Genomic DNA, 11,852 nt, shown 5'->3' with positions numbered 1-11,852 from the left:
AGAACCTTCACCGAGGTCTTCGAGGCAATCGGAGCCATCTGCGATCTCTACGATCCAGGCGAGTGCTGGAACTACTTCAAGGCTGCAGGATATGCCTCAGGTTAATATCGAAACGCTTTAATCCGTATTTCAGATACTCTTCATGACAAAAGGCCCGGCGCCTTGCGGGACCGGACCTTTTAATCGTCATGTGAACGCTGTGCGGTTTACAGCGTGATGCGCGTGGCCTTGCCCTGTTTTTCTGCCTGCTCTGCGGCAACTGACGCCACCGCAAGGTCCTGCAGGCCCACGCCTGTCCCGTCAAAAAGCGTGATCTGCTCTTCGCTGCTGCGACCAGGATGATCGCCGTTGATCACCGCACCGATCGGCGTGATGTCGTCCTCAGATATCAGGCCGGATCCCACTGCATGCTGCGCCTCGCCGATGCTGACCGATTGCGCGACCTCATCGGTAAACACGGTTGCTGCGGCAAGCAGCTCGGGATCGACTTCCTGCTTGCCCTTGGTATCCGTCCCCATGCAGGCGATATGGGTGCCGGGTTTGATCCAGCTTTTCATCAGCAGCGGCTCGAAGGCTGACGTGATGGTGATGATCACATCGGCCTGCGCGCCGAGCTCTTCCTGGCTCACCGCCTCGAACTCAAGGCCCAGTTCTCTGGCAACCTCACCGAGGCGCGGCAGCATCTCAGGATGCGGGTTCCAGGCGACAACTTTTTCGAAATCGCGCTGCTCTGCAGCGGCGCGCAGCTGAAACGCGGACTGATGCCCCGCGCCCACCATGCCAAGCACCTTCGCATCCTTGCGCGCCAGATGGGCGATCGATACCGACGAAGACGCTGCCGTCCGCACCGCCGTAAGGTAATTACCCCCCACAAGCGCCTGCAACATGCCGTTGTCGGGATCAAAGAGGAATATGGTGGACTGGTGATTGGTCAGCCCCTTGTCCATATTGCCCGGCCAGTAGCCACCGGATTTCAGACCCAGCGTCTTGCCGGCCCTGTCAAAGCCCGATTTGAACCCGTAGAGCGCATCTGCGTAACCGATGGCCTCGCGGATGACCGGAAAGTTGTAAGCATCGCCTTTTGCCATCGCACCAAACACGGCTTCCACGGCTTTGAAAGCATCCGCACTGTTTACAACCTCAGCGCACACGTCTTCTCCCACGATCAGTAATCCATCGGTCATAGGGTCTTCCTGTCTATGTATTATTAATGGCTGCGCCCGGATGCTTGCCGGGCGCAGTGTCATCTCAGCGCGCGCGTGGCGGGCTCAGTAGGCCTTGCCGCGTGCGGAGACCGGCCAGAGCGTTTCCACCTTGCCGCCGCGCACACCGACATACCAGTCATGTACGTTACAGGTCGGATCGCAATGTCCCGGCACCAGCTTGAGCTTGTCGTTCACCTTCAGCACCGCGTCAGGATCGGCGACCACACCATGCTCGTCCGAGCATTTCACGTATTTCACATCGTCACGGCCAAAGATCGTCGGCAAACCGCTGTCCACGGACTGTGCCTTGAGACCGGCATCCACAATGGCCTTGTCGGCTTTGGCATGGCTCATGACCGAAGTCAGAATGAAAAGTGCATTTTCCCACTCGCCTTCGTCGATCCGGTTGCCGTCTTTGTCGAGGATCCGGCCGTAATCGGCATCCATAAAGGCATAGGAACCACACTGCAGCTCATTATAGACGTTGGAATTGCTCTCGAAATAGTACGAACCGGTGCCGCCGCCGCCGACTATGTCGCACTCCAGCCCTTCGGCCTTAAGCGTGTCAACTGCGTCCTGCACCATATCGATGGCGATCTGGGTCTTGCCTTTGCGCTCCTCGTAGGAGTCCAGATGCTGCATCGCGCCCTGATAGGCCTGAATACCGGCAAACTTCAGACCGGGGGCCGCATCGATAGCTTTGGCAAGCTCCACGACTTGCGGTGTGCTGGTCACACCGCAGCGCCCGGCGCCGCAGTCGATTTCCACGAGGCACTCGATTTCCGTACCATGACGCTGGGCTGCCTCGGAAAGGTCCGCCACGTTGTCCAGCATATCGACACAGCAGATCGTGCGGGCACCCAGCTTGGGCATCCGCGCGAGACGGTCAATTTTTTCGGGCTGTGTCACCTGGTTGGATACCAGTACGTCTTTGATGCCGCCTCGGGCGAAAACCTCGGCTTCCGATACCTTCTGGCAGCAGACACCGACAGAGCCACCCAGTTTTTCCTGCAGCAGGGCCACATCGACGGATTTGTGCATTTTACCGTGCACCCGGTGACGCATGCCGTGGCTTTTCGCATAGTCGCCCATCTTTTTGATGTTGCGCTCCAGTGCGTCGAGGTCGAGGACCAGACAAGGTGTCTGAATCTCACTTTCATCCATGCCGATCGCTGCCGGAATGTCGTAGCCGACTTCATAGTCTTCAAAGTTTACTTGCTTGTTCATGTCTCTCTCCTCAGCCCTTCATCCAGGGCAGTTTATTCAGATCAACGTTTCCGCCGGTGATGACGACACCCACGCGCTTACCCCGGAAAACCTCCGGATTGCGCAGGATGGTTGCCATCGGTACGGCACAACTCGGCTCCATAACGATTTTCATCCGCTCCCAGGTCAGTTTCATCGCGTCGATGATTTCCTGCTCGGAGGCGGTGAGCACGTCCGTGACGAAATGCGATACAAAGTGCCACGTGTTCTCTTTGAGCGGCACTTTCAACCCGTCAGCGATCGTATCTGGCGCGTCATCGGCAATAATGTGGCCTGCCCGGAAAGAACGCGCCGCGTCATCTGCCTGATCAGGCTCGGCCGCGTAAATCTCCACCTTCGGGGCCAGACCGGACAGCGTGAGGCAGGTGCCTGAAATCATGCCGCCCCCCCCGATAGGCGCGATCACAGCGTCCATATCGTCGATCTGGCTCAGCATCTCCAGAGAGCAAGTCGCCTGACCGCAGATCACGCGCGGGTCATTATAAGGGTGCACGAATTCCGCGCCGGTGACTTCCTGCACTTCTGCGAAAACGGCCTCACGGCTGGTGGTCGAGGGATCGCATTCGGTGATAATACCACCATATCCGCGCACGGCAGCCTTTTTCGCCTCAGGCGCTGTGCGCGGCATGACCACATGACAGGGAATGCCCCGGCGCCCTGCGGCATAGCTCAGGGACAGCGCGTGGTTGCCGGATGAGTGCGTCGCAACACCCTTCCGGGCCATTTCATCGCTCAGCCCGAAAACTGCATTCGATGCGCCGCGCACTTTGAACGCGCCGGCCTTCTGAAAGTTCTCGCACTTAAAGAAGAGTTCCGCCCCGGTGAGCTCGTTAAAGTATGAAGACGTCAGAATGGGCGTCTCATGGATGTAAGGTTTGATGCGCGCGTGGGCCTCGCGCACATCATCGATGTTCAGATCGGCTATGTTTCTCTGATCCAGCATGTTCCCCCCTCAGGCCGCAGATTTCACAGATGCGCTGTTTCCGGCGCGCAGATATTCCTGTGCAGCGGCAACACCGCTGCCCAGTTCAACCCCGTAATCAAGATCGGCCATCGCCATCTCGATCGTGGCCAGTCCCGAAAGCACCATGACGTCTGTCAGGCTGCCGAGATGGCCGATGCGGAAGGCTTTGCCGTTCATTTCACCCAGACCGATGCCAAAAGAGACACCGTACTGATTAAACGCCTGATCCGTAAGTGCGTTGCTGTCAAAACCTTCGGGCACGTAGATGGCGCTGACCGTATCAGAATAGAGATCAGGTGATTTCGCGACAAGTTCAAGCCCCCAGGCTCCGACAGCACGGCGCACACCTTCGGCCAGCCTGTGATGGCGGGCATAAACGTTATCGAGCCCCTCTTCAAAGAGCATCTTGAGGCTTTCGCGCATGCCATAGATCAGCTGCAGCGGCGGCGTGTACGGGAACCCGCCCGACGCATTCGCTCCCATCATATCACGGAAATCAAAGAAGGTGCGCGGCAGCTTGGCAGTCTTCATCGCATCAAGCGCCTTAGGACTTACGCCCAGGATCGCCATGCCCGTGGCGAGCATGAAACCCTTCTGCGAGCCGGAAACCGCAATGTCGACGCCCCAGGCATCCATCTCAAAGGGCATGGATGCCAGCGAACTCACACAATCAACGAAGAGCATGGCCGGATGGCTTGCCGCATCCATTGCCGCCCGCACAGCAGCGATATCAGACTTCACGCCGGTTGCGGTTTCGTTATGTGTTACCAGAACGGCTTTAATCTCATGGCCACTGTCGGCACTCAGCGCGGCTTCGAACCGGTCTGCCGGCGCGCCGGAGCCCCAGGGACATTCGATGATCTGGACTTCAAGGCCGTGGCGCTCACACAGATCAATCCAGCGGTGGCTGAACATGCCATAACGCGCGACCAGAACCTTGTCGCCGGGGCTGAGCGTGTTGCAGACGGCGGCCTCCCACCCTCCCGTGCCGCTGGCCGGGAATGTAATGACCGTGCCCTCGGTTGTGCCAAACACCTTTTTCGTGTCTTCAAGCACCGGCGCGAAGGTTTCGACGAAATCGGGGGCCCGATGATCGCGCGTCTGAATATGCATCGCATTGCGCAGGCGGTCGGGAATGTTCGTGGGGCCGGGAATAAAAAGCGGGTTTTGGTCTGACATATTCGACTCCTCCAGAGTTTCGACGCTGACATTAAATGATAGTCCGACAATTGCAATTTTCTCGAAAACGTTTTTCAATATTCCAATTTCCAATTCAAACGGATGATTTTTATTACTTTTTTGTTTTTCGAAAAATATTTTCAAAAATATATTGGAATTATTTTTCAATAATGGTAGAACGCTCTAACCTGTCAGGAGGGCATGATGTCGACTCAGAAACGCCAGCGCGGAAGACCAAGGTCACAGTTCCGCGAAAGCTCTGCGGGTACGCTGCAATCGCTCGACCGCGCACTCGGCCTGCTGGGTGCTGTCGCACGGTCTGAACGCGCAACCCTGACAGATCTGTCCCTGTCGATGGGCGTGCCCACGGCCACAACCCATCGCATTCTGACGACACTGCAAAAACACGGGTTCGTCACCTTTGACGAGGACCGGCAGGACTGGATCATCGGGATCGAAGCCTACCGCATCGGCATATCCTTTATGAACCGCACCAATCTGACCGAGGTCAGCCGCCCCGTGATGCGCAGCCTGATGGAGAAGACCGGAGAGACCGCGAATCTCGCAATTCCGGACGGAGGTGAGGTGGTGTTCGTGGGTCAGGTCGAGACGCTCAATCCGATACGCGCCTTCTTTGCGCGCGGGACCCGCACATCCATGCATGCCTCCGGCACCGGAAAAGCGATCCTGGCCGCCCTGCCCGACGACAGAACGCGTAAAATACTGATGGCCTCCGGCCTCACGCCATTTACCGACAACACACTTGTCACCCCGGCGGATTTTTTTGCCGATCTGGAAAAGACCCGGGAGCGCGGATGGTCCTATGACCGTGAGGAGCGGTATCTGGGCATGTCCTGCATCGGAAGCGTGATTTATGACGAACACCACGAGCCCTGTGGCGGTGTCTCTATCTCCGGACCGAGCACGAGGTTTGACGATCTCAGGGTGCCGGAACTTGGTGCCACCGTCGCAGAAGCGGCAGCGGAGATCACCGTTCTCATAGGGGGCCGTGCGCCCTCCGGGCACCTTACACGGGAGGCGGGAGAATAGCCCCGTCCCGATCTCATTCAGCGGCCTTGCGAGGCCGGACCACACGGAGGAACCAAAAAAATTCCGGTAAGATTGTCGCGGAGGTGACTGATTTTCATGAAAAAACGCATATTTTCTACTGTGCGTTGAAATGAACCGGGTATTTTGCAAAATGACGTCTTGTCGCAAGCAGCAGGTCCGCTAGATTGCAAGTCTGGAAGCTGGAGGAAAGTTTTCTGCACTACCCGCATCACGGGCTCAGTTGCGTGCCAACCGGCGAGACATCCTGACTCTTTCTTTAACGGGTCGAGAGACCACAACGACCGGGCTCAGGCCCATTTCCTTGGGAGGAAACATGACAAATAAAGTAAACCGCAGAAAATTCCTGCGCGGCTCTGCCGTCGCGGGTGCCGCAGCTCTTGCCACTCCGGCAATTGCAGACGGTCACGGTACGACACTCAAGATGCAGGCAGCCTGGGGCGGCGGTATCTTCCTTGAGAACGCGCAGTCCTTTGCCGCACGCGTCAACGAGATGTCCGGCGGCTCGCTGACCATCGAAGTTCTCTCGGTGGACGCGGTTGTTAAAACCAGCCAGATGCAGGATGCGGTACACCGCGGCGTTCTCGACGCGGCACACTACGTGCCTGCCTACTGGTACGGTAAATCCAAAGCGGCTTCGCTCTTCGGCACAGGCCCCTGCTTTGGCTGGTCGAGCCAGGAAGTGCTGGGCTGGGTCAACGCCGGCGGTGGTCAGGAACTCTTTGACGAGCTGATGGAGAGCCTGCGTCTGAACGTTGTCTCGTTCTTCAACTCACCGATGCCCGCTCAGCCTCTGGGCTGGTTCCAGGAGCAGATCACAGACGCCTCTCAGATGAGCGGTCTGAAGTATCGCACCGTTGGTCTGGCCGCAGACGTTCTGCTCGAAATGGGCATGTCAGTGGTTCAGCTGCCCGGCGGTGAAATCCAGCCGGCGATGAAATCCGGCCTGATCGATGCGGCGGAGTTCAACAACCCCACGTCCGACCGTGACTTTGGTATGCAGGACGTGTCCAAGCACTACCACCTCGCCTCCTACCACCAGTCTCAGGAGTTCTTTGAGGTCACGATCAACAAAGACAAGTTCAACGCACTGGCCGATGAGCACAAGGCGATCATCAAGAACGCATCGATGGCGGAAAACTCCGGTTTCTACTGGGGCAACACCAAGCGCTATTCCGACGACCTGATCAAACTGCAGGAAGCGGACGGCGTGAACGTGTACCGGACACCGGACAGCGTTCTGGCCGCACAGCTGGAAGCATGGGACGTGGTCACAGCACGTATCGCAGAGGACGACCCGTTCTTTGCCAAGGTGATGGAGTCACAGAAGGCCTATGCCAAAGACGTGATGAACTACCTGAACCTGAACCAGCCCGACTACAAGCTGGCCTATAACCACTACTTCGGCTGATCGGTTCAGCTTTAAGGTGAATGTCCGGGCGCCCCAGCGGCGCCCGGATCAACAAAGCGGTCCGCAATACACCGCAGGATCTGTGACAGGGGGAAGCAGACCACATGAAACTTGTACACTCCATTGAGGGCCTGAGCCTCTGGGTCGGACGCGCCTTTGGCTGGTGCATCCTGATTCTGACCCTGTCGGTCTCTTACGAGGTTTTTGTGCGCTACGTGCTGAACGCACCGACCGTCTGGGCCTTTGACATGATGATCCAGATGTATGGCGCGCTTTTCCTGATGTGCGGCGCCTACGCGCTTGCCCAGGACACCCACGTTCGGGCTGACGTCATCTACCGGCTGCTGCCGGTAAAAGTGCAGGCGGGTCTCGATTTCCTGCTGTATTTCCTCTTCTTTTTCCCTGGCGTCATCGCGCTCGCCTATTACGGCTACGAGATCGCGTCGGACAGCTGGCGCTATAAAGAAGTCAGCTTTAACAGCCCGGCCAGTATTCAGATCTACTTCTTCAAATCGCTCATTCCGGTGTCGGGCGTGCTGCTTGTGATCCAGGGGTTTGCAGAGCTGATCCGCTGCGTGATCGCGTTTCGCACCGGCGCATGGCCTGAACGTCTGGCCGACGTCAAAGAGACCGAAGACCTTCTTGCCGATGCGGCCATGGGGGATGCACCTGTGCCGATCCCCGGACAGGGCCACATCAACCGCAAGACCAACTCCTGATCCCAGCTGACAGCCGAAAGATAATAAAATGACAAATCCCGAAGTTGCCCTGTTAATGCTGGGCCTGTTCATCGTGCTGGTGCTGCTGGGTTTCCCGATCGCCTTCACGCTGCTCGCGATGGGTGTGGCCTTTGGTTACTACGCCTATCACCAGGCCGGATCGGTCGAGACCTTCACCGATATTTTCAACAACAACATCTTCTATCTGCTGAACCAGAACACCTATTCGGTGATGGAGAACCCGACGCTCGTCGCCATCCCGCTGTTTTTGTTCATGGGATACGTGGTCGAACGCGCCAATATCGTCGATAAGCTCTTCTTTTCGCTCTATATGGCCGCTCGCAACCTGCCAGGCTCACTGGCCATTGCCGCTCTGCTGACCTGTGCGGTTTTCTCTACCGCCTCGGGCATCGTGGGCGCGGTTGTGACGCTGATGGGCCTTCTGGCCTTCCCAGCCATGGCCAATGCCAATTACAACAAAAGCTTCGCTTCCGGCGTCATCTGTGCGGGCGGTACGCTCGGCATTCTGATCCCGCCATCGATCATGCTGATTGTTTATTCGGCCATTGCGGATCTCTCGCCCCTGAGGCTTTACGCGGCGGCTGTGTTCCCCGGACTACTGCTGGCCGGTCTTTATATCGTCTACGTGATCGTGCGCGTCTGGATCACCCCGTCGCTCGCGCCCAAACCACAGCTGGACGATGTACCGCCCCCGCGCGAAATCTACTGGAACCTGCTGGTGAGCTTCGTGCCGTTGACCGTGCTGATCGCGCTGGTGCTTGGCTCTATTCTCGGCGGTCTGGCAACCCCCGCCGAAGCCGCTGCCATGGGTGCTCTTGGTGGTATGGTGCTGGCCGTGCTTTACCGGTCGATGACCTGGACCAAGCTCAAGGAAAGCGTTTTCCTGACGGCCAAGGCGACAGCGATGGTGTGCTGGCTCTTTGTCGGCTCCTGGACCTTTGCCTCGGTCTTCTCCTATCTCGGCGGCCACGACATCATCGCCGACTGGGTTGGCGGGATGGATCTCGAGCCCTGGGAGTTCCTGGTGCTCGCGCAGATCATTATCTTCCTGCTCGGCTGGCCTTTGGAATGGTCGGAGATCCTGATCATCTTCGTGCCCATCTTCCTGCCGCTGCTCGAAGTTTTCGGCGTAAACCCCTATTTCTTCGCGATGCTCGTCGCACTGAACCTGCAGACCTCGTTCCTGACGCCCCCTATGGCCATGTCGGCCTATTACCTGAAGGGCGTTCTCAAGAAACAGATCGAGCTCATGGAGATTTTCAAAGGCATCATGCCCTACCTGGGGATCGTGATCCTGACCATGGTGCTGATGTATCGGTTCCCGGGCATCGCGCTGTGGTTCCCTGACTTCCTCTTCGGGCCCTATATCCCGTGAAGATAAAACCACACTCTCTGAGTGCGCAGGAGGCGGCAGCTTTTATCGCCTCCGGCAAGCTGAAGTCCGTCCAGCTGGTACAGTCGTGCCTTGACCGCATTGCCGAGACGGATGGCGCGATCCATGCCTGGGCGCATCTGGATGCAGATGCAGCACTGGCACAGGCTGCCGAATGCGACCGGATCCGCCAGAAAGGTCTCGCGACCGGTCCGCTGCACGGTGTGCCTGTGGGTCTGAAAGACATCATCGACACGCGCGATATGCCCACTCAGCGGGGCACAAAGATCTTTGAAGGCCGCCAGCCCGACGAAGATGCCCGCGTGGTTGAGATGCTGCGCGAAGCAGGTGCTGTGATCATGGGCAAGACCGTGACCACTGAGCTGGCTTTCGTGCACGCCAATGAGACGCGCAATCCGCACAATCCTGAGCATTCGCCCGGCGGTTCGTCGAGCGGATCGGCTGCGGCTGTTGCTGCAGGACAAATCCCGCTCGCGATCGGGACCCAGACCAACGGATCGGTGATCCGGCCTGCGTCTTTCTGCGGAACATTCGGGTTCAAGCCTACCCGCGGGATGATACCGCGCACCGGCGTGCTGCAGACCTCTGTATCGCTCGACCAGCTGGGCACTTTCGGCCGTACGCTGGGCGATGTGGCGCTGCTGGCAGATGTGATATCGGGCTATGATCAGCGTGATCCCGAAAGCTTTGCCCGCGCCCGGCCTGATATGGCCGCAGGTGCAGCAGCCGAGGCCCCGGTAGAGCCGGCTTTTGCCTGGTTCAACCTGCCCTTCTGTGACCGCCTGTCAGAGGCCACCCGCGAGGGGCTCGAAGGGGTGATGGACATCCTTGGCCACGACCGTGTGGAACGCCTGGACCCGGCAGATCAGCTGGGCGAGCTTGTGGCCGTGCAGGCCCGCATCCATGAATACGAAATCTGCCAGCACCTTTCTGAAACATTCGACACGCATTGGGACGATCTGAGCGAGACGCTGAAACCGGTCCTGACCCGCGGCCGGCAGATCTCGGTGGATGAGTACGAGGACGCCCTCGCTGTGAAAAAATCAGCAGAGAGCTTTTTCGCGGACTTCTTCACGGACTATGATGCTATCATCGCCCCCGCCGCCGCAGGTGAGGCCCCGAAATTCGGGGATGGCACCGGAGACCCGATCTTCTGCACGCTCTGGACGCTGGCAGGTCTGCCGTCGGTAACGATGCCGATGCTGGTGGGCGACACCGGTCTGCCCGTCGGCGTTCAGCTGATCGGCGCTGTTGAAAAAGATGACCGCCTGCTGCGGACCGCGCACTGGCTGCAGAAACACATCGCGGCCGAAGCCGCCTGAGGAAAGGAAATACCGATGTCTTATGGTGTTAAACTGGTGATGGGGTTTATCGGAACTGCCCTTTTGTGCCTCTTTGTCGGGGGCCTCTCGGAAAGTATCTCATCCGGATTTGCGGGCTTCTCCGGTGGCCTGCCCTTTATGGTTATCGCGGTCATCGTCTGCGGTATGGCGGTCTATGACTTCTGGGACGAATGCGTGCGCAAGAAGAAGTAAAAATGGCCGACAAACCACGCCTCTGGATTACCCGCCGCCTGTCCGATGCCACCCTGGAGCGCGCGTCGCGCGACTATGACACGGTCATCAACCATGAAGACACGCCCGGCACAGCGCAGGATCTGATTGCCGCAAGTGCCGAATTCGATGCGATCATCCCCTGTCATTCCGAGCACTTCAGCGCAGAGGTTGCCGCACAGCTTGATCCGCGCCTGAAGATCATCGCCAACCACTCCGTCGGCGTCGATCACTGTGACCTGCCGGCACTCGGGGCGCGCGGCATCACGGTGACCAATACGCCTGATGTGCTCTCAGATGCCACAGCTGAGCTTGCAATGCTGCTGATGCTGGGGGCTGCGCGCAACGCGGTCGCCGGCGACCGGATCGTGCGCACCGGCGCCTGGGATTTCTGGTCGCCCTCTTTCATGGTGGGCAAGCAGGTAACAGGCGCGCGTCTGGGGATCATCGGCATGGGCCGCGTAGGTCGCGCATTCGCGACCAAGGCACGCGGGTTCGACATGAAGATCCATTACTACAACCGTTCAGAGCTTTCGCCGGAAGCGGCCCAGGGAGCCACCTATCACAGCACGCTCGGGAGCCTGCTGGGCGTTGCCGACTTTCTGTCGCTGCACTGCCCGGCGACGCCTGAGACCACCGGCCTGATGAATGCAGAGCGCTTTGCCATGCTGCCGGACGGGGCGGTGATGGTGAATTCCGCGCGCGGCGCGCTGGTGGATGAGGCTGCCCTCACAGCGGCCCTCGATAGCGGCAAGCTGATGGCTGCGGGACTTGATTGTTTTCAGACAGAGCCCGGAGGCAACCCTGCCTTCGCGGCGTATGACAACATCTTTATGCTGCCCCACATCGGCAGCGCCACGACCCGCACGCGCGATGCAATGGGCTTCCGGGCGCTCGACAATCTGGATGCATTTTTTGCCGGTAAGACGCCGGGTGACCAACTGGTCTGACGGCCCCTTACCCGGAACGGAAAACGGCGCCCGGATGAGGCGCCGTTTTTTATCAGACAGGTCGTGCAGATCAGCCGTCGTCGAGACGAACAGCCCCGCCGGTGCTCCGCTCCTGCGCGGAGA

Annotated in this window: 11 protein-coding genes; 7 read left to right on the top strand and 4 right to left on the bottom strand. The window is 58.7% G+C overall.

Annotation, left to right across the window (positions count from 1 at the left end; all coding sequences use genetic code 11):
- Positions 1-206: 206 nt before the first annotated feature.
- The 4 genes from bhcD to bhcA all read right to left on the bottom strand — a co-directional run bounded on the left by bhcD (position 207) and on the right by bhcA (position 4,614).
- Positions 207-1,184 carry an iminosuccinate reductase BhcD gene (gene bhcD / locus Q0M35_RS13485; RefSeq protein WP_295316161.1) on the bottom strand — a complete coding sequence of 326 codons (978 nt, stop codon included), beginning with the start codon at positions 1,182-1,184 and terminating at the stop codon, positions 207-209.
- A gap of 84 nt (positions 1,185-1,268) precedes the next feature.
- On the bottom strand, positions 1,269-2,432 hold the full coding sequence (bhcC, locus tag Q0M35_RS13480; RefSeq protein WP_295316159.1) for a 3-hydroxy-D-aspartate aldolase BhcC: 1,164 nt from the start codon (positions 2,430-2,432) through the stop codon (positions 1,269-1,271).
- A gap of 10 nt (positions 2,433-2,442) precedes the next feature.
- Positions 2,443-3,414 (bottom strand): beta-hydroxyaspartate dehydratase BhcB, encoded by a 972-nt coding sequence (gene bhcB / locus Q0M35_RS13475; RefSeq protein ID WP_295316157.1) that lies wholly within the window; start codon positions 3,412-3,414, stop codon positions 2,443-2,445.
- Between the two features lie 9 nt (positions 3,415-3,423).
- Complete coding sequence (bhcA, locus tag Q0M35_RS13470; RefSeq protein WP_295316155.1) at positions 3,424-4,614, bottom strand: L-aspartate--glyoxylate aminotransferase BhcA; 1,191 nt, start codon at positions 4,612-4,614, stop codon at positions 3,424-3,426.
- A gap of 204 nt (positions 4,615-4,818) precedes the next feature.
- On the opposite strand from bhcA, the gene Q0M35_RS13465 reads away from it, so the two are divergent.
- The 7 genes from Q0M35_RS13465 (at position 4,819) to Q0M35_RS13435 (ending at position 11,729) form a co-directional block, all read left to right on the top strand.
- Positions 4,819-5,664 carry an IclR family transcriptional regulator gene (locus Q0M35_RS13465; protein ID WP_295316153.1) on the top strand — a complete coding sequence of 282 codons (846 nt, stop codon included), beginning with the start codon at positions 4,819-4,821 and terminating at the stop codon, positions 5,662-5,664.
- A 334-nt stretch (positions 5,665-5,998) separates the two neighbouring features.
- A complete protein-coding gene (locus Q0M35_RS13460; protein WP_295316151.1) occupies positions 5,999-7,093 on the top strand; it encodes a TRAP transporter substrate-binding protein in 1,095 nt (364 codons plus the stop codon).
- A gap of 104 nt (positions 7,094-7,197) precedes the next feature.
- Positions 7,198-7,812: a TRAP transporter small permease subunit gene (locus tag Q0M35_RS13455; protein ID WP_295316150.1), complete on the top strand. Its 615-nt coding sequence runs from the start codon at positions 7,198-7,200 to the stop codon at positions 7,810-7,812.
- A gap of 28 nt (positions 7,813-7,840) precedes the next feature.
- Positions 7,841-9,208, top strand: a complete 1,368-nt coding sequence (locus Q0M35_RS13450; protein WP_295316148.1) for a TRAP transporter large permease subunit — start codon at positions 7,841-7,843, stop codon at positions 9,206-9,208.
- Positions 9,205-10,548, top strand: coding sequence for an amidase (locus tag Q0M35_RS13445; RefSeq protein ID WP_295316146.1), 1,344 nt, complete (start codon positions 9,205-9,207; stop codon positions 10,546-10,548). The genes Q0M35_RS13450 and Q0M35_RS13445 overlap by 4 nt, the downstream gene beginning before the upstream one ends.
- Before the next feature lie 15 nt (positions 10,549-10,563).
- Entirely contained in the window at positions 10,564-10,761 is a 198-nt protein-coding gene (locus Q0M35_RS13440) for a hypothetical protein (protein WP_295316144.1), read from the top strand.
- A 2-nt stretch (positions 10,762-10,763) separates the two neighbouring features.
- A complete protein-coding gene (locus tag Q0M35_RS13435) occupies positions 10,764-11,729 on the top strand; it encodes a D-glycerate dehydrogenase (RefSeq protein ID WP_295316141.1) in 966 nt (321 codons plus the stop codon).
- The last annotated feature ends 123 nt before the right edge of the window (positions 11,730-11,852 follow it).

The sequence above is a fragment of the Roseobacter sp. genome (assembly GCF_024639605.1).
Taxonomy (GTDB): Bacteria; Pseudomonadota; Alphaproteobacteria; order Rhodobacterales; family Rhodobacteraceae; genus Roseobacter.
The sequence above is the reverse complement of the archived record's forward strand: the minus strand, read 5'-3'. Positions and strand labels throughout refer to the sequence as shown.

Bases quoted from the DNA above. Each gene is read 5' to 3' on its own strand.
- Q0M35_RS13455 (WP_295316150.1), top strand. From the start codon at position 7,198: ATGAAACTTGTACACTCCATTGAGGGCCTGAGCCTCTGGGTCGGACGC.
- Q0M35_RS13460 (WP_295316151.1), top strand. From the start codon at position 5,999: ATGACAAATAAAGTAAACCGCAGAAAATTCCTGCGCGGCTCTGCCGTC.
- bhcC (WP_295316159.1), bottom strand. From the start codon at position 2,432: ATGAACAAGCAAGTAAACTTTGAAGACTATGAAGTCGGCTACGACATT.
- Q0M35_RS13435 (WP_295316141.1), top strand. From the start codon at position 10,764: ATGGCCGACAAACCACGCCTCTGGATTACCCGCCGCCTGTCCGATGCC.
- Q0M35_RS13450 (WP_295316148.1), top strand. From the start codon at position 7,841: ATGACAAATCCCGAAGTTGCCCTGTTAATGCTGGGCCTGTTCATCGTG.
- bhcA (WP_295316155.1), bottom strand. From the start codon at position 4,614: ATGTCAGACCAAAACCCGCTTTTTATTCCCGGCCCCACGAACATTCCC.
- bhcD (WP_295316161.1), bottom strand. From the start codon at position 1,184: ATGACCGATGGATTACTGATCGTGGGAGAAGACGTGTGCGCTGAGGTT.
- bhcB (WP_295316157.1), bottom strand. From the start codon at position 3,414: ATGCTGGATCAGAGAAACATAGCCGATCTGAACATCGATGATGTGCGC.
- Q0M35_RS13440 (WP_295316144.1), top strand. From the start codon at position 10,564: ATGTCTTATGGTGTTAAACTGGTGATGGGGTTTATCGGAACTGCCCTT.
- Q0M35_RS13465 (WP_295316153.1), top strand. From the start codon at position 4,819: ATGTCGACTCAGAAACGCCAGCGCGGAAGACCAAGGTCACAGTTCCGC.